This is a genomic window from Labrenzia sp. R5_0 (assembly GCF_017743835.1).
GTDB lineage: Bacteria > Pseudomonadota > Alphaproteobacteria > Rhizobiales > Stappiaceae > Roseibium > Roseibium algicola.
This window is the reverse complement of sequence record NZ_JAGHRK010000002.1, coordinates 346,321-366,309: the sequence shown is the minus strand read 5'-3', so window position 1 is coordinate 366,309 and position 19,989 is coordinate 346,321. Positions and strand designations below refer to the sequence as shown.

19 protein-coding genes are annotated in these 19,989 nt (G+C 60.3%); 12 read left to right on the top strand and 7 right to left on the bottom strand.

All coding sequences use genetic code 11. The features are described 5' to 3' along the window. Positions 1 to 31: 31 nt before the first annotated feature. From J7447_RS10525 to J7447_RS10505, 5 genes are all read right to left on the bottom strand, one after another. Positions 32 to 1,573: an ABC transporter substrate-binding protein gene (locus tag J7447_RS10525; protein WP_209169572.1), complete on the bottom strand. Its 1,542-nt coding sequence runs from the start codon at positions 1,571 to 1,573 to the stop codon at positions 32 to 34. Between the two features lie 5 nt (positions 1,574 to 1,578). Continuing rightward, the gene (locus J7447_RS10520) at positions 1,579 to 2,457 is read right to left on the bottom strand and encodes an ABC transporter permease (protein ID WP_209169571.1); all 879 of its coding nucleotides are present in this window, start codon (positions 2,455 to 2,457) and stop codon (positions 1,579 to 1,581) included. After that, positions 2,458 to 3,396 (bottom strand): ABC transporter permease, encoded by a 939-nt coding sequence (locus J7447_RS10515; protein WP_168684300.1) that lies wholly within the window; start codon positions 3,394 to 3,396, stop codon positions 2,458 to 2,460. 327 nt (positions 3,397 to 3,723) lie between these two features. Next, complete coding sequence (lysM, locus tag J7447_RS10510) at positions 3,724 to 4,158, bottom strand: peptidoglycan-binding protein LysM (RefSeq protein WP_023000769.1); 435 nt, start codon at positions 4,156 to 4,158, stop codon at positions 3,724 to 3,726. Positions 4,159 to 4,312: 154 nt separating this feature from the next. Continuing rightward, a complete protein-coding gene (locus J7447_RS10505; RefSeq protein ID WP_075283798.1) occupies positions 4,313 to 5,173 on the bottom strand; it encodes a DMT family transporter in 861 nt (286 codons plus the stop codon). Positions 5,174 to 5,432: 259 nt separating this feature from the next. Between J7447_RS10505 and J7447_RS10500 the strand changes: the two genes are divergently transcribed. The 6 genes from J7447_RS10500 (at position 5,433) to J7447_RS10475 (ending at position 11,178) form a co-directional block, all read left to right on the top strand. Continuing rightward, positions 5,433 to 6,824, top strand: coding sequence for a PLP-dependent aminotransferase family protein (locus J7447_RS10500; RefSeq protein WP_286189112.1), 1,392 nt, complete (start codon positions 5,433 to 5,435; stop codon positions 6,822 to 6,824). Between the two features lie 148 nt (positions 6,825 to 6,972). Further along, the gene (locus J7447_RS10495; RefSeq protein WP_286189111.1) at positions 6,973 to 7,740 is read left to right on the top strand and encodes a glutaredoxin; all 768 of its coding nucleotides are present in this window, start codon (positions 6,973 to 6,975) and stop codon (positions 7,738 to 7,740) included. Positions 7,741 to 7,949: 209 nt separating this feature from the next. Then, the gene (locus tag J7447_RS10490) at positions 7,950 to 8,291 is read left to right on the top strand and encodes a metalloregulator ArsR/SmtB family transcription factor (RefSeq protein WP_023000773.1); all 342 of its coding nucleotides are present in this window, start codon (positions 7,950 to 7,952) and stop codon (positions 8,289 to 8,291) included. Beyond that, positions 8,288 to 9,214, top strand: coding sequence for an SRPBCC family protein (locus J7447_RS10485; protein WP_077292481.1), 927 nt, complete (start codon positions 8,288 to 8,290; stop codon positions 9,212 to 9,214). Before J7447_RS10490 ends, J7447_RS10485 begins: the two co-directional genes overlap by 4 nt. Positions 9,215 to 9,418: 204 nt before the next feature. Beyond that, a complete protein-coding gene (gene denD, locus J7447_RS10480) occupies positions 9,419 to 10,405 on the top strand; it encodes a D-erythronate dehydrogenase (protein ID WP_209169570.1) in 987 nt (328 codons plus the stop codon). Next, positions 10,402 to 11,178, top strand: coding sequence for an SDR family oxidoreductase (locus J7447_RS10475; RefSeq protein WP_209169569.1), 777 nt, complete (start codon positions 10,402 to 10,404; stop codon positions 11,176 to 11,178). Before denD ends, J7447_RS10475 begins: the two co-directional genes overlap by 4 nt. Before the next feature lie 40 nt (positions 11,179 to 11,218). On the opposite strand, the gene J7447_RS10470 is transcribed toward J7447_RS10475, so the two are convergent. Further along, positions 11,219 to 12,139, bottom strand: a complete 921-nt coding sequence (locus J7447_RS10470) for a LysR family transcriptional regulator (RefSeq protein ID WP_209169568.1) — start codon at positions 12,137 to 12,139, stop codon at positions 11,219 to 11,221. Between the two features lie 149 nt (positions 12,140 to 12,288). On the opposite strand from J7447_RS10470, the gene J7447_RS10465 reads away from it, so the two are divergent. Then, positions 12,289 to 12,855, top strand: a complete 567-nt coding sequence (locus J7447_RS10465; RefSeq protein ID WP_209169567.1) for a hemerythrin domain-containing protein — start codon at positions 12,289 to 12,291, stop codon at positions 12,853 to 12,855. Between the two features lie 75 nt (positions 12,856 to 12,930). Beyond that, positions 12,931 to 13,971: a glutathione S-transferase C-terminal domain-containing protein gene (locus tag J7447_RS10460; RefSeq protein WP_209169566.1), complete on the top strand. Its 1,041-nt coding sequence runs from the start codon at positions 12,931 to 12,933 to the stop codon at positions 13,969 to 13,971. A gap of 49 nt (positions 13,972 to 14,020) precedes the next feature. On the opposite strand, the gene J7447_RS10455 is transcribed toward J7447_RS10460, so the two are convergent. After that, positions 14,021 to 15,046 carry an AraC family transcriptional regulator gene (locus J7447_RS10455; protein WP_062488315.1) on the bottom strand — a complete coding sequence of 342 codons (1,026 nt, stop codon included), beginning with the start codon at positions 15,044 to 15,046 and terminating at the stop codon, positions 14,021 to 14,023. 242 nt (positions 15,047 to 15,288) lie between these two features. Between J7447_RS10455 and J7447_RS10450 the strand changes: the two genes are divergently transcribed. From J7447_RS10450 to qhpC, 4 genes are read left to right on the top strand one after another with little or no spacing between them, the layout of a single operon-like run. Then, positions 15,289 to 16,635, top strand: a complete 1,347-nt coding sequence (locus J7447_RS10450; protein WP_209169565.1) for a lycopene cyclase family protein — start codon at positions 15,289 to 15,291, stop codon at positions 16,633 to 16,635. Beyond that, complete coding sequence (peaA, locus tag J7447_RS10445) at positions 16,632 to 18,197, top strand: quinohemoprotein amine dehydrogenase subunit alpha (protein WP_209169564.1); 1,566 nt, start codon at positions 16,632 to 16,634, stop codon at positions 18,195 to 18,197. The genes J7447_RS10450 and peaA overlap by 4 nt, the downstream gene beginning before the upstream one ends. A gap of 17 nt (positions 18,198 to 18,214) precedes the next feature. Then, entirely contained in the window at positions 18,215 to 19,651 is a 1,437-nt protein-coding gene (peaB, locus tag J7447_RS10440) for a quinohemoprotein amine dehydrogenase maturation protein (RefSeq protein WP_209169563.1), read from the top strand. Next, positions 19,648 to 19,980 carry a quinohemoprotein amine dehydrogenase subunit gamma gene (gene qhpC / locus J7447_RS10435; protein WP_006932572.1) on the top strand — a complete coding sequence of 111 codons (333 nt, stop codon included), beginning with the start codon at positions 19,648 to 19,650 and terminating at the stop codon, positions 19,978 to 19,980. Before peaB ends, qhpC begins: the two co-directional genes overlap by 4 nt. Positions 19,981 to 19,989: the final 9 nt, after the last annotated feature.

Genomic DNA, 19,989 nt, shown 5'->3' with positions numbered 1-19,989 from the left:
GGATAACCGTCCGGGCAAAGGTCAGGCGCAGTTACTGTTTGCTGACGGCCTTGAAATTGTAGAAGAAGCCGGAGGGATGGACCTTGTAGCCACTGACGTTCTCGCTAGAGGCAGCTACATAGATCTTGTGAACCAGCGGGATAATCGGCGCGTCGGTCTGCAGGATTTCCTGTGCCTTGGCGTAGGTTTCCAGAGCTTCCGGACCTTCTTCCAGCGTGCGGCCCTTGTCGACAAGCGCGTCGAATTCCGAGTTCGCCCAGTTCTGGTAGTTGAGGCCCGCCTTGGAATGGAACTGCGACTTCAGGTGCAGATCCGGATGACCGGTCATTTCCGGGGTCCAGAAGACGACGGAAAGGTCATAGTCGCTCTGCTTGACGAGATCGAGCATGCCTTCCCAGGTGTACATTTCCAGCTTCGTGGCAATGCCCTGCTGCTGCAGAAGCGCGGCCATTGTCTCGCTGATCGTGGCCATTTCGGCGCGGCTGGAATAGCTGAGGATACGCAGGCTCAAAGGCTCGCCGTCCTTCTGCCAGGTGGTGCCGTCTTTCTCGTAACCGGCCTCGGTCAGAAGCCCGGCTGCTTTTTCCGGGTTGAAGGAATAGGCTGAAAGCTCTGGTGCGGCCCACGGGAATTCCGGCGGAAAGAAAGTCCAGGCCGGCTTGCCGATGCCGTCGAGCGCCCCTTTGACCAGGATTTCCCGGTCAACCATCAGGTTGACCGCCTGGCGGACCTTCGGATCATGCAGCACGCTGTTTTCGCCGGCATTGAAAGCGCCGTAATAAAGACCTGCACTCGGCTCGGCATAGACTTCGAATTTCTCGTCGGCCTTCATGCGTTCCACATCGGAAGGCAACAGGTGGACGACGAAGTCGACCTCGCCGGTTTCCAGCGCCAGCGCGCGGGCATTGTGGTCCGGGATGTAGCGGTAGACGATTTCTTCCAGCTTGGGTGCTTCGCCCCAATAGTCATCGTTGCATACAACGGTGGTGCGGTCCTGCTTCTGGTACTCCTTGAACACCCAGGGACCGGTGCCGACAGGCTTCACGAACTCGCCGTTCTCGTCGAACGAGGCCTTGGCGTAGATGACGGTGATGGCGTCGGTCAGCTGGTTTGGCAGGGCTGTGAAAGGTTCGTTGGTCTCGATTTCCAGTTCAAGGCTGGAAACGGCGCGGATTTCCTTGATGTTGAGCAGGTCGGATGCATAGGGCAGCAACGCGATCACTCGCTCCAGCGAGAACTTTGCGGCCTCCGCGTCGAAAGCGCTGCCGTCATGGAAGGTGACGCCGTCACGCAGTTGGAAGCGCCAGACATTGGGGGAAACGCGTTCCCAGGACGTGGCAAGACCGGGAACAAGTTTCATGTCGAAATCGAGTTTTACCAGAGTGTCCAGTATCTCGCTTTCGTTGAAGAACCGGCTGCGGCGCGGTTTCATCGACAGCGGCAGGGCTTCCCACATGGTGGCAACGGTCAGTGTTGAACTGCCTTCGGCCTGCGCCGGCATGTGCGGCAGGCTCAGCATGGCGGCCGTTGCCACGGAAACGGCAAGACGGCCCAGGGTTCTGCGGGAGATCATGAGGATCAGCTCCTTGGTTTGAGAATTGTTTTTCGAAGGGTCAAAAGGTTGGTGTGGCGGGCGCGCATCCGATCGCCGATGCCGTCGCCCAGCAGGTTCACCAGCATGACGAAGGCGGTGATCGTCAGGCCCGGGGCGAGGACGAGATGCGGATGGCTGCGCATGTGGTTGCGCGCATCAGCGATCATCCGGCCCCATTCGGCTGTTCCAGGTTCCACGCCAAGGCCAAGGAAGCTGAGCCCGGCAAAGGCGAGGATGACCCAGGAGAGCGAATAGGCGGCCATGGTCAGGAGAGGCGCCGTAATGTTCGGCAGCAGATGGCGATGGACAATGCGTTTGCGTGACGAACCGAGCGCTTCAGCCGCCTGCACATAAAGTTTGGCCCGTTCCACCAGGATCATGTTGCGCACCAGCCGGGCATATTCGGTCCAGTGCACGGCGGTGAGCGCCAGAAGCACGACGGCAAGGCCAAGCCCCATGACACCGGCGATGATCATGGCAATCGCCAGTGCTGGCAGGACAGAAAGTCCCTCGCAAAAGCGCATCAGAAGCTGATCCGGCCAGCCGCCGAGATAGCCGGCGATGCAGCCGAGCAGCGTGCCGGTGAGCGCGGACGCCAGCACCACAAGCAGGGCCGCGCCGGTTGTGAGGCGGCCGGCGTAAAGGAGGCGGGAAAAGACGTCGCGGCCCATCTGGTCGGTGCCCAGAAAATGCTGCCATCCCGGAGGTGCAAGACGGTTCAGGATGTCTATCTGGTCTGGCGGGTTGGGCGCTGCGAGCGGTGCCAGCACGATCAGAAGTATGAGAAGGGCCAGCAGTCCTGCACGCGTTTCTCGGCTCTGTGCATCAGGTCTTGTCTGAAACAGGCGTCGGGATCTTGCCATTCAGATCGCCTCCTGAACGCGCGGGTCAGCCAGCGTCACCAGGTAATCGACCAGGAGATTGATGATGATGTAGCCGCAGGCGATCACCAGGAAGCAGATCTGTATCAGCGGGTAGTCACGGTTCAGCAGCGAAGCGACCAGCAGGCTGCCGATCCCCGGCCAGGCGAAGATCGTTTCCACGATGATCATGCCGTCAAAGGCGCGGGCAAATTGCAGCCCGGTCAGGGTCAGGAGCGAAGGCAGGATGTTGGGCAGGGCGTGATGCAGCAGGATCCGAGTCTGGCTGAGGCCCTTGGCCTTGGCCGTGCGGATGTAGGCATGGTGGAACTCGTCCAAGAGCCTGGCCCGCACGAAGCGCGCAATCACGCCGGTCATGGTGGTCGCGATGACCAGCGTCGGCAGCACCGCATGTGCAATCGTGCCGTGGCCCGAGCTCGGCAGCCAGCCGAGCGTAAGCGAGAACAGAAGCGCCAGCAGCAGCGCGTACCAGAAATTGGGAATGGACAGGCCGGCAACGCTTGCCGCCGCCAATAGACGATCCGCAAGGCCGCCGGCGTGATAGGCACAAAAACAGCCGATCGGCACTGCAAGGACAAGGGCAAGGCCGATCGACAGCAGTGCCAGGATCAGTGACTGGCGTATCCGCAGCAGGATATCGGCGGAAACGCTTTCTCCGGTAACGAAGGAAGTGCCGAGATCCCCTGTCAGCACATTGCCAAGCCAGCGCAGGTATTGAACGGGCAGGGGATCGTCAAAGCCGTTTTCGGCTGAAAATCGCTCGACCGCAGCCGCATCCGGCAAGGTGCCGTCCATCTGGGACAACAGCAGTACTTCAGCAAAATCCCCCGGCAACAGGCGCAACAGGGCGAAGCCGGCAACGGACACCAGGAACAGCAGTATTACCGATTGGACAAGCCTGTGGCTCAGCCGGCGCACCATCCGAAAACCGCCCCAAATCCACTGAATGAGAAAACTTGAGCTTTATAATCATAATTTTACGGGTGGTGTCGAGGCTGGTTTGTAAAAAACTTGAAAAAAATACTCAGATTTCTATTCGGCAGTTTTGTACTGCCATTTGAAAAGCGGAAAAGTCGAGGGCGCAGCTGCAAGATTGCCCCAGACGAATGGGGACCGGGCGTCTCGGAAAATATACCTGGAGAGAGGTTCTGAGCGGTGCCAGCCCCGCGGGCGGACATGGAGCGCAACGGGTAACGGCGGGAAAAGGAGGCAAGCCACGGGGACGCCGTGGCTTGCGGAAATTCGGTCTTAGAGCGCGGGGATGCGCAGCACCTGACCCGGATAGATCTTGTCCGGATCGGACAGCATCGGCTTGTTGGCTTCAAAGATCGCCTGGTACTTTGCGCCGTTGCCATAGGCCGCCTCGGCAACCTTCCAGAGCGTATCGCCCTTGACCACCGTGTGGAACTTGGCTTCCGGTTCGCTGCTCTCGACGGTGATTTCTTCCTCGACCTTAGAAATGCCAAGCACGTTGCCGACGGCAAGGATCAGTTTTTCACGGGCTTCCTGGGTTGGGGCGGCGCCTGCGATCTTGACGGTGTCGCCGCTGACTTCAACCTTGACGTCGCCATCGAGACCGAGGTCGGCAACTTCCTTTTCGATGGCTCCAGCGCTTGCTTCCGGCGCTTCGTCATCGCCGAACAGCTTCTTGCCCGCATCCTTCACGAAATCAAAGAAACCCATGTCATTTTTCCTTTAAGTCAATTCAGCCGAAATCCGCCGGTACGCCCCAGCGGAGGCAATTTCACGATACGGAACCATATTGCAAAATTCTCCGGGGGGCGGAAGCGAATTCGGGTTGGGCAAGACGTGTGCGGCGGGCCGGAAAGAAGAGGCTTCAGGCGAAGCGCTTGGCACCGGCAACGCAGCCCACCACCAGGGTGGTGACGAGGAGCATGGTTGAAGACACCGGTTCGTGCAGCAGCAGGCTGGCCAGCATCAGCCCGAAGAAGGGCTGCAGCAGTTGCAACTGGCCAACACCTGCAATGCCGCCGATGGCGAGGCCCCGGTACCAGAAGATGAAGCCCACAAGCATCGAGAAAATCGAGACATAGCCGAGCCCGACCCAGGCGGGCATTTCGATGCCTGTCAAACTGTCCGGCCATGTCAGCAGTGCAAGCGTACCCATGACGGGAAGCGAAAGGGCAAGCGCCCAGGAAATGACCTGCCAGCCACCAAGACGGCGGGAGAGGGCGCCACCTTCTGCATAACCGAAGCCGCAGACAATGACCGCCGCCAGCATCAGGAGATCGCCCTTGAGTGAAAGGTCTGCACTTTGTGACAGCGCATAGGCGCCAACAGCCGCGCTGCCTGTACAGGAGAATACCCAGAACAGGGGCTTTGGGCGCTCCATCCCGCGCAACATGCCGAACAGGGCGGTTGCCAGGGGCAGAAGGCCAATGAAGACAATCGAATGGGCCGCAGTGACATGTTGCAGGGCAAGCGCCGTCAGCAGCGGAAAGCCGACGACGACGCCGGCTGCAACAATCAGCAACGAGATCACGTCGCGCCGCTCCGGCCGGGCCTGCCGCAACAGTAGCAGCAAGGCAATGCCAAGGAGCGCCGCGACAACGGCACGGGCGGACGTCAGGAACATCGGGTTGAAACCACTGAGCGCAACCCGAGTTGCCGGCAGGGAGCCACTGAAAATGAGGACGCCCAGGAGCCCGCTGCCCCATCCTGCCATCGATGCCTGCATATCTGGTCTTTCTGCTGTCTTGTTTTTCAAGGTTCCTGGCGTGTCAGGGAGGCTGCGGCATCCGTCCTGCTCTCTTGCGAAGCCGAGAGGACGGCAGACAAAGCGAAGCTTGCCGAACGTAGCCCCTTCCTGAACGTCCATGACGACACGTTGCAGGGGCAGGAATAATCCGGAGGGACTGGTCAGGACAGAGACAGTGCAATACAATTTTGCAAAACTGTACTGTACACACTTGCCATACACTTCAGCGGACAAACGAATGGAACAGGACACACGGACGGCCACGGTAATGGAAGCCGTCAAGCGGAAGATCGCCAGCCGTTTGCTGCAACCGGGTGAAAAGTTGCCGTCTATTCGTGGATTCGCCGCGACCATGCGGGTGTCGCCGTCAACAGTGGTGACCGCATACGACAGGCTGGCGGCAGAGGGCATCATTTATGCCCGTAGAGGCTCCGGTTTTTATGTTGCCGATGCCGCCCGTCCGTTCTCGGTCGCCGACGTCGGACCGCAGCTTGACCGGGAAATCGACCCGTTCTGGGTGTCGCGCCAGTCGCTCGATGCCGGGCCGGATGTACTGAAACCCGGCTGCGGCTGGCTGCCGGCGGACTGGATGCCAAGCGAGGCCATGCAGCGTGGCTTGCGAGCGCTGGCGCGTACCGGCGGTGGTCACCTGTTCGACTATGGCGAAACACGGGGTGCTTTGAACCTGCGCCACCTGCTCGCCCGGCAGTTCTCGGAAGAAGGCCTTGAGGTGAGCCCGGGCCAGGTTCTGCTCACGCCATCGGGTACACAGGCCATCGACCTCATTTGCCGCTTCTTTTTGCGGCCGGGGGACACGGTTCTGGTCGATGACCCGTGTTACTTCAACTTTCAGGCGTTGTTGAAGGCGCACAGGGTGGAGGTTGCCGGTGTGCCGTTCACGCGCAGCGGACCGGATACCGAGCTGTTCGAAGAAGCGCTGACCCGGCACAAGCCCAAGCTCTACATCACCAATTCCGGCCTTCACAATCCCACCGGCGCGACGATCTCGCCCCAGGTTGCGCACAAGGTCCTGAACCTTGTGACAGCCCACGGCCTGGTGGTGATAGAAGACGATATTTTCGGCAGCTTTGCGCCAGAACCCCTGCCGAGCCTTGCCGTTCTCGATGGACTGGAGCGTGTCATCCGCATCGGCAGCTTTTCCAAGACCCTGTCTGCCTCCGTGCGCTGCGGTTACATTGCAGCTCGAACGGACTGGATCGAGGCTCTTGTCGACCTGCAAGTGGCCACCAATTTCGGTGGCCCGGGACCGGTCGCGAGCGATCTTGTCTACGGCGTCCTGAGCGACGGCAGTTATCGCAAGCACATGGAAGCCTTGCGGGTGCGCCTTGCGAAGAAGCGGCGCGAGGTTGCCGGTAGGCTGGAGCGGCTCGGTATTACGCCCTGGCTCAGCCCCAAGGGTGGCTTTTATCTCTGGTGCAGTCTGCCGGACGGCCGGGATGCCGCCGCCATTGCCCGCTCCGCGCTGCGCCGGAACGTCGTGCTCGCCCCCGGCAACGTCTTCAGCGTTTCGCAGACGATGACCGGGTTCCTGAGGTTCAATGTCAGCCAGATGGGCGAGGGCCAGGTTTATGACGTGCTGGAAAGCGCGATGAAGCCAGCTGGAGGCTGAGCCTCGCAACCATCCGTGGCTCGCCGCGTTTGCCTGTCAGAAAACTACAGCCGGCCGGTGCGGAACAGGCATGCTCGCGCAATCAATATCATGTCGAAGTGAGTGGTCGTTTCCCGGTCGGATCCCGTTTGACTGAGGAGCTTTTCCGATGAACGGCACTGACGAGCAAAAGACCGCCAGGCTTTACCGAATGGTCATGCCCGGGCACATCTGTCCCTATGGCCTGAAATCGAAGGACCTTCTGGAATGGCAGGGCTTCGAGGTTGAAGATCATCACCTCACTACCCGTGAGGAGACAGACGCCTTCATGGAAAAACACGGCGTCGAGACGACCCCACAATCCTTCGTCGGCAACAAGCGGATCGGGGGCTATGACTCCTTGCGCGTCTATTTCAAACTTGATCCGCCAGAGGAAGAGCGTAGCGACACGACCTATCGGCCCGTGATCGCCATCTTTTCAGTGGCCCTGCTTCTGGCGCTTGGCCTCTCCTGGCATCAATATGGAACGCTGCTCAGCTTGCGGGCCGTGGAATGGTTCGTGTCGCTTTCCATGACAATCCTCGCAATCCAGAAGCTGCAGGACGTGGAGAGTTTTTCCACGATGTTTCTCAACTACGACCTGCTGGCGCGGCGCTGGGTTCCCTATTCCAGGATCTATCCTTATGCCGAAGCCTTCGCCGGTATCCTGATGACGGCCGGTGCATTGGTCTGGCTGTCGGCGCCGGTTTCCTTCTTTATTGGCCTGATCGGCGCTATCAGCATATTCAAGGCGGTCTATCTGGAGAAACGGGAACTGAAATGCGCCTGCGTTGGCGGCAGTTCTTCCGTTCCGCTCGGCTTTGTTTCATTGACCGAAAGCCTGATGATGACGGCCATGGGGCTGTGGATGCCGGCTCGGGTTTTGCTAATGGGATGACGGGGTGCGAAGCACGTTGGCTTCTGCAGTCAGGGAGACGGACGGCAGATTGGCCAGGTTCGTTCTTGCGATTAATTTTCAAGGTTCGGTTATAACTATATGACTTGAAAGACTTTTCTTTCAGTCGTGCTGCCCGCCGCAGGCTAAAACTTAGCTAATTGACGAAGTTTTTCCTTGCGCCTGATGTGGATTTTGAAATACTTAGCAATATGGCTAAGCATGATCCTGATCTCTCCCTGTTGTTCCACGCGCTGTCCGACCCGACGCGCCGCGCGATGTTGACAAGGCTCGCAAGTGGCCCGGCGCGGGTGACGGACCTTGCGGAGCCGACCGGACTGAAGCTGCCGACGGTCATGAGGCACCTTTCCGTGCTGGAGGAGGCAGGTTTCATCACCACCGCCAAGGATGGACGCATACGCACCTGCGCCATCGTTCCGGAGGCCATGGAGCCGGTGCGGACATGGATCGATGAACAGCGCGCCATCTGGGAGGCCCGCCTCGACAGGTTGGATGCGTTTGTAATGAACGTGATGAAGGAGAACGGAGAATGACGCAGAGCGTGGTTCTGAACAACACTGCCTCCAACGCGGCTGGCGAGGGAAGAAACGGATTTGCGACGCTTTTCTTCGAGCGCGACATGGCCGCCCCTGCCGAAACCCTCTGGCAGGCCTGGACCGCTCCGGCGGCAAGGGCTGTCTGGGCGGCACCGTCACCCGCCGTTACCGTGGAATTTCTCGAAGCCGACACCAGGGTGGGCGGACGCGAAATTTCGCTCTGCAAGGTGGATGGTCAGCCGGATATGCGCTGCGAATGCGGTTGGCTGGACCTTCAGCCACCTCTGCGCAGCGTGAATTACGAGGTGATCTCGTGCGAAGGAGAAACTCAGTCCGTCGCGCTGGTTACGGCGTCGATCGCGGATCTGGGTGAAAGCAGCCGCTTGTCCGTGACCGTGCAGCTTTCCTCGCTGGCCGCGAATATGGAAGGCGGATATCGGGACGGCTTCAATGCTGGCCTGGACAATCTGGCAGGCGCTGCCGAGCGCACGATGATCTTGCAGCGGGTGATCCGTGCACCACGGTCTGTTGTCTGGGGCGCCTGGATGAACCCCGAAACCCTGCCGCAGTGGTGGGGGCCGGACGGCTTTTCCTGCCGCACCACCCGGATTGATCTGCGCGCGGGCGGCGAGTGGGTGTTCGACATGATCGCACCTGACGGTACGGTTTTTCCGAACCACCATCTCTATACGGACGTCCGGCCAAATGAACGGCTCAGCTATACGCTGCTCTGGGGCGAGAATGGCCCGAAGCATGCTGACGCCTGGGCCTCGTTCGAGGAAGAGAACGGCGCAACGAAGGTCACGCTCGGCATGGTCTTCAGCACTGCTGCGGAATTCCAGGAAGCCAAGGGCTTTGGCGCTGTGGAACTTGGACAGCAGACATTGGGCAAATTGGAAAACTTCATCAAGGCGGGTTGAGCCACCGCGTTGTCCCCCTGATTTGCGCAAGCGGCTCAGGGGGATAACCTTTATTGCGGGCCGCTCACTGGCCGAATGTAAAGTCTTTCAGGTTGTGTTTCGGCCGGGAGAACACCTTTCCGCTTAATCCGCCTTGCCCTTCCGTCCAATCTCCGCAAGTCTCCCGAGGAACGTTCCTGCCATCAAGTTCCGCGGAGACCCTCCATGCATGTTCTCGTCATCGGCGCTGCCGGTATGGTTGGCCGCAAGCTGGTTGAAAAGCTGGCTGCGCAGCCGGAAGTTCTTGGTTTTGAAGTGTCCCGGCTGACGCTGGCCGATGCTGTTTCGCCAACCGCACCAGCGGCGCTGCCCGGTATTGCCGAGGCAGTCACAGTGGATCTTTCGAAGGCAGGAGCCGCCCGGACGCTGGTCGCTTCGCGCCCCGATGTCATCTTTCACCTGGCGGCGATCGTCTCCGGCGAAGCGGAGCAGGAGTTTGAAAAGGGCTATGCGGTCAATCTCGACGGCAGCCGCGAATTGTTTGAGGCGATCCGGATCGAAGGCGCACGGGAGCCGTATTTTCCGAAGGTGATCTTCGCATCGTCGATTGCAGTGTTCGGTCAGCCGTTTCCCGAAAAGATTGGCGATGAATTCTTTACAACGCCGCTGACAAGCTACGGCACGCAAAAGGCGATCACCGAGCTTCTGCTGGCCGACTATTCCCGCAAGGGCTTTTTCGACGGCATAGGCCTGCGCCTGCCAACCATCTGCATTCGCCCGGGCAGGCCAAACAAGGCGGCCTCGGGGTTCTTCTCCAACATCATGCGCGAACCGCTTTCCGGGCAGGAGGCTGTTCTGCCGGTGGATGACAGCGTACGCCACTGGTTTGCCAGCCCACGTGCCGCGGTCGGCTTTTTCGTTCATGCCGCACGGATGGACGCTGCTGGCATCGGTCCACGCAGAACGGTCACGCTGCCGGGGCTTTCCGCCACTGTCGGGGAGCAGATCGAGGCCTTGCGGCGGGTCGCGGGGGAAAAGGCTGTCAGGCTTATCCGCCGGGAACCGGATGAGGCTATTGCACGGATCGTTGAGGGCTGGCCGAGGAATTTCGATGCCAGGCGTGCGCTGGAGCTTGGGTTCCAGGCGGAAACGAGCTTTGACGACATCATCCGCATACATATCGAAGATGAACTGGAAGGTAGAAACCCATGACCGCAGACGGATTTGACGTGAAGGGAAAGATCGCGCTTGTGACCGGTGGCGGCACGGGGGTAGGCAAGGCAGTTGCCGCTGGTTTGAGCCGCGCCGGCTGGCGGGTTCTGATCACTGGCCGCCGCAAGGATGTCCTGGAAAAGACTGCGACCGAACTCTCCCGCAACAGCGGCAATGAAGTCTCTTGGATTGCCGCGGATGTCGGTGACCCGGCGTCTGTGAAGGTGCTCTTTGACGAGATCTCGAAGACTTTCGGCAGGCTCGATCTCCTGGTCAACAACGCAGGGATTTCGAATTCGTCCGTTCCACTTGAAGATATTTCTTTCGAGGAATGGAGCGCTGTCGTGGCTGCAAACCTGACTGGTGCTTTCCTGTGCACCCAGCAGGCCTTCCGGATGATGAAGGCGCAGGAACCAAGAGGCGGGCGCATCATCAACAACGGTTCGATTTCGGCCACGACGCCAAGACCGAATTCGGCTCCTTACACCTCGACCAAACATGCCATTACCGGCCTGACGAAATCGGCCGCACTGGATGGGCGTCCCTTCGATATTGCCTGTGGCCAGATTGACATCGGCAACGCGGCCAGTGACATGACGGCCAAAATGAGCGGTGGTGTGCTGCAGGCAAATGGCGAAACCGCTTCCGAGCCGACCATTGATCCGGCCCACGTCGCCAATGCCGTCACCTACATGGCCAGCCTGCCGCTGGATGCCAATGTGCTGACGTTGACGGTGATGGCAACCGGCATGCCGTTCGTGGGGCGTGGCTGATCTAGACTTCGCGTTGCAACGAGTTCAGTGCGGAAGGGTTTCAGTCCGGGGCAGGGACTTGCGGCTCGTTGCCAAGGCCGGAAAGACAAGCTGCCCGGATCTCCTCCGCAAACAGGCGCATGCGACGGTTGAGGCGGCGTTCGCGGGCGTGGAGCAGATAGATGCCCCATGCCGGCACAGCGATGTCCGGTAACAGGGGCACCAGCTGTCCGGCTGCCAGTGCGCCCGTCACGATGAAATCCGGCAGCCTGCTGATGCCATGCCCCAGGATGGTTGCATCCAGCAGGAACGCGCCACTGTTGGAATTGAGTGCGGGCTGAAACTCAACTTGCTGGCGCTTGCCTTTTTGCGTTTGGAACTCCCAAACGGTCCGCCTGGCCCAGCCGAAATGAAGAAGCCGGTGCTGCTGCAGATCATCGATCGATTGCGGCGCAGGGTGCTGGCGCAAGTAGTCGGGGCTGGCAAAGAGGCAATGCTCCACGGTACCCAGTTTCAGCGCGATGGCATCTTCGGGCCGCGTTTGGGTGATACGGATCGCAAAGTCGTAGTTCTCTCTGGCCAGATCGACCAACCTGTCATCGAAATCCACGGTCAGCTGGATATCCGCGTGGCGAGCCTGGAAATCGATCAGCGCCGCATTGAGGAAACCGTGGCCGAAATCTCTGGGTATGGAAATCGACAAGGGTCCGGAAGGGGCTGTTCCGCTGCTCAGGAAATCGTCCTCGATATCGTCGACATCGCTGACGACGCGGCTCGCGCGCTGAAAGAGTTCGCGCCCGGGCTCGGTCAGGTCCCAATGGCCGGGCGAGCGGTCGATGAGACGGGTCCCATAGCGATCTTCCAGGAGGGACAGGCGGCGGCTGACGGCCGACTTGGCAATGCCGAGTTCTCCAGCGGCTTTCGAGATGCTGCCACTGGCAACCACCTGAACGAACAGGCGCAGGTCTTCTATCTGTCCCAAGTGTTCTCCAAATCAGAACGTTGATCCCTGATTTTGATATCTGGTTATGAAATTTGCAACTTCCTATCTGTGGCAGGACCTGAAGTGCCGGACCGTTTCACGCCAGGTGTCTTCCGATCCGGCCCGCCAACAATCAGATTGGAAACGTCATGAACGCAGATATTGAAATTCGCACCTCGGAAATGCCCGCGGACATGCGCATTCTGCTGGATGCGTATCCGCGCGATACCTGGGAGGCACATCCCGGTTTCAAGGAGAAAACCAGCAACTGGCTGGGGGCACATGTGATGTTCCGGCAGTTGGCGGAACTGGTTCGGCTCGAAACGGAAGCCTATCTGGAGAAGCTGAGAGACCCGGACGATTTTGCTGCAAGGCTCTCTCGTTACGGCGATCTGCTGGTACGCAATCTCCATGGCCACCACACCTGGGAAGACAAGAGCTACTTTCCGGAACTCTGTGAGGCCGACCCGCGTTTCGAAAGGGGACTGGAGATCCTGGAGAAGGACCACGAGGCGCTGGACGCGATGCTGTTCCAGCTCTCGCAAACCGCCAATCGCGCCATCAAGCTGGTCCAGCTGGACGAAGCGCAGGCGCGCGAGGAAGCCGGCAAGCTGCAGCCGGTAACCGGGACGATTGAAAGCCTGCTGGCACGCCACCTGAGTGATGAAGAGGAATTGGCAGTGCCGATCATTCTTCACCATCGCCTGCGCGGATAACAGCAACTAGCGGCCGGGTGCGGTTTTGCTCCCGGCTGCTAGTTGGTTCTAGACTGACAGCCCCGGAGGAAGACGATGCCCAAGCCGAATGCCGATTTGTCCAAGGAAGAAAACCAGTCTGATGCGGCCGGCCGACGTGCGCAAGGAGAGTTCGTGCGCGGCGTGAGCGGCTTTCGGTCTGCTATCGGCGATGCGGATTTCCCGGCCGAACCCGGGAGATATCATCTGTTTGTGGCGCTCAATTGCCCCTGGTGCCACCGTGTAACGCTTGCCCGAAACATCCTCGGGCTTCAGTCCGGCGTTTCCATGGATGTCGCCTTTCCGGGCCGGACTGAAAAAGACGATCCGGCAGGGGAGAGCCTTTGGGAATTCAATCCCGGACGGATTGCGAGCCTGACGGGTGCGCCCTTGCCGGAATGCACTGAGGAAACGGCGACGGGCGAGGGGCTGCGCCTGGTGCAACAGATATACCGCGCCGAAGGATCTGATGAACGATCCGTCCCGGTCCTTTACGACAAGAAGCAACAGCGCATCGTCAACAACGAAAGCGCCGAGATCATCCGCATGCTCAACGCGCATGCGGGGGCGCTGGGCAGTACGATAGTTCAGGAAAAAAGGCCTGACCTTTATCCGAACGATGTGGATTTGCAGTCGGAGATCGATGCCCTTAACGAGGCAATCTACACACGCATAAACAATGGTGCCTACAAGGCCGGTTTCTCTTCCGACCAGAGCGTCTATGCGGCAGCATACGAAAGTTACTTCACCATGCTGGCAGAGCTGGAAGACCGGCTGGCAGCGAATGGTGGACCGTTTCTCACCGGGGAGAGCTTTACGGAAGCCGATCTGAGGCTGTTTCCGACGCTTTATCGGCACGACCCGGTCTATTTTGTGCGCATGAAGTTGAACGGCGCGCGGATCCTGGACTATCCCAATCTCTGGCATTGGCTGTGCCGGGTGCATGCCTTGCCGGGTGTTGCTGACAGTTCTTCGCTGGTCCATTGCAGGCAGGGGTATTTCGGGCGCTCCTGGAACAACGTCGTGCCGCTAGGGCCGTTCCGGCCAATGCCTTACCCGCAGGCCTATTCGCATCCCGAACTTGCAGGGGCACTGTAAGTGGCGTGGAGGCGAGATACGTGTTGTAGGTCTGTCTTTCAGGCGTCAGCTAGCGCGCAGGCGTTCGGCCGTAGCTTTGACGGTACTGCTTCGGAGTCATGCCGGTCTTGCGCTTGAACGCCCGCTCGAAAGCGGTCTGGTCGGAATAGTCCAGTTCGAAAGCGATCTGCGCCAGGGAATGGCTGGTGTCGACAAGGGCATGGCGGGCTATGCGGTAGCGGCAGTCGTCCAGAAGCGTGGAGAAGCGCAAGCCTTCCTCACCCAGATGTCTGTGCAGACTGCGGCGCGACAGGCCGAGGCGCCGGGCAACGGCTTCCTGGTCGGACGTCCCGGCGCCGAGCCCTTCGTAGATGGCTGTGCGTGTGCGTGCGGTCAAAGACTTGGTGCGGGCCTTGTTGGCAAGTGCCTCGCTCAAGCTGGCAAGGGCGTTGCGATGACCACCGCCACTGTCGCGTGGCATTGAGGCGGACAGGACCTTTTCTGGAAAACTGAGCGCGTTCGTTTCACAGTCGAACAGGCAGAAGCTGCCCGCGGTTTCCGCCCAGATCGACAGCGGGCGCGCCGCCGTGTGTTCGAAGCAGATGAGGTCCGGTTGCCAGTTGGGTCCAGCACCACGCCGGATGAGCTCTGTCAGGACGGAAAGCGTGAATTCCGCATCCTGCCTGCGCGGCCAGATATCCGGATTGAGGATACGATAGGTGAGCGTGGCAACGCCGTCTTCGACGGTCAGCTGCAGATCCGTCTCGCTCTGGATGAATTTGATGAAGCGTTCGAACGTTCGCAACGCAGAACCGACGGTGGACGCAGTCAGAAGGGCTTCGCCCAGTTCGCCGAGGTCGTGAAGGTTGAGCCTGGGGCCTGATTGCCAGCCGATGCCGGGTTGGCCAAGCATGGCGGCGCCGTGCTCGTAGATCTCGACAAACGCATAAAGCGGGATTTCGAAGTGTGCGTCCTGCCAGGCGTCGACAGGCACGCCGCTCTGGCGTCCCAGAGCTGCCGGCTCCAGCCCCTTGTCGATCAGCATTGACTGCAGACCGCTCAAGGCACCTGCGATGATCGTGGCACCTGTTGGCATGACCCCCGCCTCTCCCGAAAGTCCCGCTTGGCTCACCTGCCGCAGTAAACAGCAAGTGGAAGCTTCAACTACAGCAGAGTTCCGGAGTTGTTGCAATTGACCAGTTCGGGATTTCAATAGGCCGGCAAAGATTGGCCGAAATTGTCGAGAAGTACGAAAAAGCCCTCTCTCTAATGGCAGGTACAGAGAGATCCGGTTCAGCACCTTGAAAACTTGGGCGTCCGGACAAGGGAACAGATTTGGTGACCTGCATCGATGTGGCAGTGGCCGGCGGTGGACCCGCCGGTGCATTCACAGCGCGTGAGTTGGCCTGTGCCGGGCTCAGCGTGCTCCTGATCGACCCGGCAACCTGCCGGCCCAGGCTGGAAGGCCTCGGCGAGCGGGTGGCGCAGCTTCTTATTGCCAAGGGACTTGGCAACACGCTGGGTGCTGCCAGCGACCCCTTACCCCGACACGTGACATGGGCTGGCCTCACCGGAACGGCCAATGGCGAGCGGCTGGTTCGACGTCATGTCTTCGACGAGGCCTTGAGGCGTGCAGCCATTGAGGCAGGCGCACAGACCCGGCAGGCACGCCTTGGCCGGATCCTGAGTTCCGACGAACAGCAGGGCGTCGTGTTGAAGCTTACGACTGGTGAGGAGATCCGCGCTCGCCTGTTGATCGACGCACGCGGACGGCAGACTTCTACCGCCCAGCGCCTCAAGGGACCACAGACCCTGGCAATTGCAGGACTGGCCACGCAAGCTGCAGGCGCCGCCGGCACCCATCTGGTGGCCACCCCTGAAGGCTGGCTCTGGGTTGCGAAAGATCCGGGTTTTGGCCGCTGGCTGCAGATTTCCGTTGGCGCGGATGATCTCGTTGGAGCCGGACAAACAGCCTTGCGGGAACGAATGGCCCGGTTCCTTTCCCAGGACCAACTTGCTGGCCGGTTCTCTGACTTCGTCTTCCAGGATCCATTGATTGCCCGCTCGGCCGGTCTTGTTCTGGCAGCTCCCCGGTTGAAGCTGCCGGTCATCCCGGTTGGCGATGCCGCAGTTGCTATCGATCCCTTGTCCGGTCACGGCCTTTTCTGGGCCCTGTCGTCCGCGCTTTCCGCGGTGCCGAGCGTGTTGACCATTCTCGAGAACGTGGAGAAAGGAAGCCATCTTGCCACCCGGTTCTACCGGGACCGCGTCGTGGAAACCTTCTGGCGTCAGGCGCGAACAGGGCGCGATTTCTACCGGTTGGAAACAGGCCTTTCCGGCAATCCTTTCTGGGCGGAACGGGTCTCATGGCCGGATGACGAACCGTCCCATCCAACCGTGTTCGAAACCAGCCTGCACAAGCGCGTTGTCGTCGAAAGTAACCGCCTGGTCGAGCGCGAAGTGCTGGTGACGCCGCAGGATCCCGGCGGCGTTGCTTATGTCGCGGGCATTCCGGTGGGCGACCTGAAGCCTTTCTTTCCGTCTTCCGCCTTGGCGCAGCCACCGCCAGGCGCACCGTCTCCCGCGCTCAAGGCCGCCTTCGGCTGGCTAGAGAGCCGCGGACTTCTGCATGGCTCGCTGAGCCGCACAAAACAACAGCAGACCAAAACGAGGGAAACAGCATGATCAAACGAATGCGAAAGGGGCATCTGGCCGGCCTTGCCGGGCTCATGCTTCTGATGCCTCTTCCGGCGGGGGCGCAGGACGGTGCCACGCTTCTGGAGGAAAATTGCAGCGGCTGTCACATGGCCGATGACAACGGTGCGCTCAGCCGCATCAGCGGTCAGCGAAAGACGCCCGAAGGCTGGTTGATGACCATCGTGCGCATGCGGCTCTTCCATGGCATGGAAATAGAGCCTGCCGTGCAGAGCGAGCTGGTGCACTACCTATCGGACACGCAAGGTCTTGCCCCCAGCGAGACTGAAGGGCTGCGTTACGTTCTGGAACGTGAACCTGCGCATATGGAAGAGGTCGAGGCTCCTCTCGGCGAAATGTGCTCCCGTTGCCATTCAGCCGCCCGTTTCAAGCTTCAGCGGCGCACACAGGAGGAATGGGCGCTCCATATCGATTTCCATGTCGGTCAATGGCCAACCCTGGAATATCAGGCGCTCGGGCGTGATCGTGAATGGCTGAAACTGGCCCGTGAGGAAGTGGTGCCGCTTTTGGCCGAGCGCTATCCGCTCGAGTCCGACGCCTGGAACACGTGGCTGGAAGCACAGAAGCCGGAGGCCGCTGGAAGCTGGGTGTTCGCAACCAGCCTGCCGGAGAAGGGCGAGGCCTATGGCACGCTTGAGGTTTCCGGTGACAGCCAACCCTATACGGTTTCCGGTACGCTGATGACCGTCGGCGGCGAGGAGCTGACCCTTGAGGGCAAGCTGAACGTCTATACCGGCTATGAATGGCGCGCCAACCTGGACATTGGCGGAACGAAGTATCGGCAGATCCTGGCGATCTCCGAAGACGGCAGCAGCCTGAGCGGCCGCCAGTTCCTGCATGCCGAAGACAGCCTCGGTGGTGCGTTCAGGGCGGCCAGGGCTGGCGGGGCTCCTGCGATCGTCGGCGTCGTTCCGTCCACGGTTCCGGCCGGCAGCAGCGCTACGGTCCAGATCGTCGGCACAGGGCTTGGCGATGTTGCCCTCAGCGGTGCGCTTGAAGCCACCGGCGGCGCGACCAACGCCTATGGATCCGCAATTGAAGTCTCTCCCGCGGCGGATACCGATGGCCTGATCACGATTGCGTCCGGAGAGACAACCACAGATGACACGCTGGCGGTCTATAGCCATGTCGACAGCCTCAAGGTGGAGCCGGCCTTTGCCGTTGCCCGTGTCGGCGGCGGTGGCGGGTCTGCCGGCAAGGTTCCCGCCCGCTTCGATGCGGTCGGTTACTGGAATGGTCCGGACGGTCAGCCGGGGACCGAGGACGATATCCGCATCGGCTCCGTGCCGGCATCCTGGTCGGTTGCGCCTTTCAACGAAGAGGCCGAGCACCTGAAAGATACGGAATATGCAGGCGTGATGGATGAAACGCTCGGCATCTTCATGCCTGGCGTTGCAGGTCCGAATACCGAGCGTCCGTTCTCCACCAACAATGCGGGCAATCTGAAGGTGCTGGCAACCAGCGGCGAGGCGACCGGCGAAGGTCAGCTCATCGTCACGGTGCAGCGCTGGAACGATCCCCCGATCCGCTGAAACAGGAGTTTGTAATCATGGGATATCTCTTTTTTCAGCCGCAGAATGCGCACCGGGTCGAAGTGGACGGACGCCATCTGCTCTTCCACGTGCCGACGACATCTCTGTTCGAGATCGACCGGCTCGACAATGACGTGATCGACCTCTTCAGAGACCGGACCAGGGTTTCCGAAGCCGATGTCCGGGAACGGTTCAGCGGCCGGGTCGATCCGCTCGAGGTGACAGAGCGAATCCGTTCGTTTCTCGATCTCGACATTATCACCGACGGCCGCCCGCCCCGGGCGGAACGGCCGCCTATCCATATCCAGAACTTCCCGCTGACGACGATCGTTCTCAACGTTAACACGGGCTGCAATCTTTCCTGCACCTATTGCTACAAGGAGGATCTGGATACGCCGTCCAAGGGCCGGCGCATGGCGTTCGAGACGGCGAAGCGCTCGATCGAACTATTGCTGGCGGAAAGCCCCGACCGGGACAGCTACAATGTTGTCTTCTTCGGCGGCGAACCGCTCAGCAACCTGGCCCTGATCAAGGAAGTCGTTGCCTATGCGGAAGACCGCTTCGGCAATCTCGGCAAGCGTGTCGACTTTACCCTGACGACAAACGCGACGCTTCTGACCGAGGAAATCGTCGACTGGCTCAATACCCACCGGTTCGGTCTGACCGTTTCGATGGACGGGCCGAAGGCGCTTCACGACAAGAACCGCAAGACCGTAGGCGGCAAGGGCACCTACAACGTCGTTGCCTCCAAGACCAGGATGCTGCTGGAACGCTACACCTCCCGCCCGGTCGGCGGGCGAGTGACGCTGACCCATGGCGTGACTGCCGTCTACGAGATCTGGGATCACCTGAAAAACGAAATCGGCTTTCATGAAGTCGGCTTCTCGCCGGTGACCTCCGGTCCCATCGCGCCGTTCAACCTGACCGGCGACGAGCTTCAGACAGTGTTCGACGAGATGAAACGTCTCGGACGGCACTACCGGGATGAAGCGCTTCTTGGCCGCAACATCGGCTTTTCCAACATGCACCAGCTCATGAACGACCTTTACGAAGGCCGGTCAAAGGCACTGCCTTGCGGGGCAGGGCTCGGCATGCTGGCGGTTGATCACGAGGGCGGTCTCAATCTCTGCCATCGGTTCACCGGGTCCGACATGGAGACCTATGGAACGGTCGACGGCGGCATCGAAAAGCAGAAGCTCGCCCGTTTCATCGAGGACCGGGCGGACCGCACCGACAAGGGCTGCTCCACCTGCCGCATCCGCAACATCTGCGCGGGTGGCTGTTACCACGAGAGTTACGCCCATTTCTCCGATCCGATGAAGCCGACCTACCACTATTGCGACCTCATGCGCGACTGGGTGGATTTCGGCATCGGCGTCTATGGCGAGTTGATCGCCGGCGCTCCGGCCTTCTTTTCGGATCACATCATGCCTCGGAGGGCATTCGGCAAATGAGACACTTGAAACCCCTGAACCAGAAAGCCGACCGTGTCGTCACTGCGGTCGAAACCGACAAGATGGACGAAGTGCGGGCCATGCAGACCGTTGTGGTTGGCTGCACGTCGACCCTCGATCCCGGCTGGGAAGTCGACCCGTTCGGCGGTGTCGCCGCCCTGTGCCAACCGATGGAGGCCGATCTTTACGGCTGCTCGGACCCTTGCTGGTGGCCGGCCCAGGTGCCGGACACCATCAATTCCTATCGGGACTGGAACGCCGATGCCGACAATGCCGGCAAGGACTGGCGCTCGCTCGGAACGGTTTTCCCGTCCGACAGCGAAACCTGACCGGCAGAC

Excerpts from the sequence above, each read along its gene's own strand:
- J7447_RS10525 (WP_209169572.1), bottom strand. The coding sequence starts at position 1,573 with ATGATCTCCCGCAGAACCCTGGGCCGTCTTGCCGTTTCCGTGGCAACG.
- J7447_RS10520 (WP_209169571.1), bottom strand. The coding sequence starts at position 2,457 with ATGGCAAGATCCCGACGCCTGTTTCAGACAAGACCTGATGCACAGAGC.
- J7447_RS10515 (WP_168684300.1), bottom strand. The coding sequence starts at position 3,396 with ATGGTGCGCCGGCTGAGCCACAGGCTTGTCCAATCGGTAATACTGCTG.
- lysM (WP_023000769.1), bottom strand. The coding sequence starts at position 4,158 with ATGGGTTTCTTTGATTTCGTGAAGGATGCGGGCAAGAAGCTGTTCGGC.
- J7447_RS10505 (WP_075283798.1), bottom strand. The coding sequence starts at position 5,173 with ATGCAGGCATCGATGGCAGGATGGGGCAGCGGGCTCCTGGGCGTCCTC.
- J7447_RS10500 (WP_286189112.1), top strand. The coding sequence starts at position 5,433 with ATGGAACAGGACACACGGACGGCCACGGTAATGGAAGCCGTCAAGCGG.
- J7447_RS10495 (WP_286189111.1), top strand. The coding sequence starts at position 6,973 with ATGAACGGCACTGACGAGCAAAAGACCGCCAGGCTTTACCGAATGGTC.
- J7447_RS10490 (WP_023000773.1), top strand. The coding sequence starts at position 7,950 with ATGGCTAAGCATGATCCTGATCTCTCCCTGTTGTTCCACGCGCTGTCC.
- J7447_RS10485 (WP_077292481.1), top strand. The coding sequence starts at position 8,288 with ATGACGCAGAGCGTGGTTCTGAACAACACTGCCTCCAACGCGGCTGGC.
- denD (WP_209169570.1), top strand. The coding sequence starts at position 9,419 with ATGCATGTTCTCGTCATCGGCGCTGCCGGTATGGTTGGCCGCAAGCTG.
- J7447_RS10475 (WP_209169569.1), top strand. The coding sequence starts at position 10,402 with ATGACCGCAGACGGATTTGACGTGAAGGGAAAGATCGCGCTTGTGACC.
- J7447_RS10465 (WP_209169567.1), top strand. The coding sequence starts at position 12,289 with ATGAACGCAGATATTGAAATTCGCACCTCGGAAATGCCCGCGGACATG.
- J7447_RS10460 (WP_209169566.1), top strand. The coding sequence starts at position 12,931 with ATGCCCAAGCCGAATGCCGATTTGTCCAAGGAAGAAAACCAGTCTGAT.
- J7447_RS10455 (WP_062488315.1), bottom strand. The coding sequence starts at position 15,046 with ATGCCAACAGGTGCCACGATCATCGCAGGTGCCTTGAGCGGTCTGCAG.
- peaA (WP_209169564.1), top strand. The coding sequence starts at position 16,632 with ATGATCAAACGAATGCGAAAGGGGCATCTGGCCGGCCTTGCCGGGCTC.
- peaB (WP_209169563.1), top strand. The coding sequence starts at position 18,215 with ATGGGATATCTCTTTTTTCAGCCGCAGAATGCGCACCGGGTCGAAGTG.
- qhpC (WP_006932572.1), top strand. The coding sequence starts at position 19,648 with ATGAGACACTTGAAACCCCTGAACCAGAAAGCCGACCGTGTCGTCACT.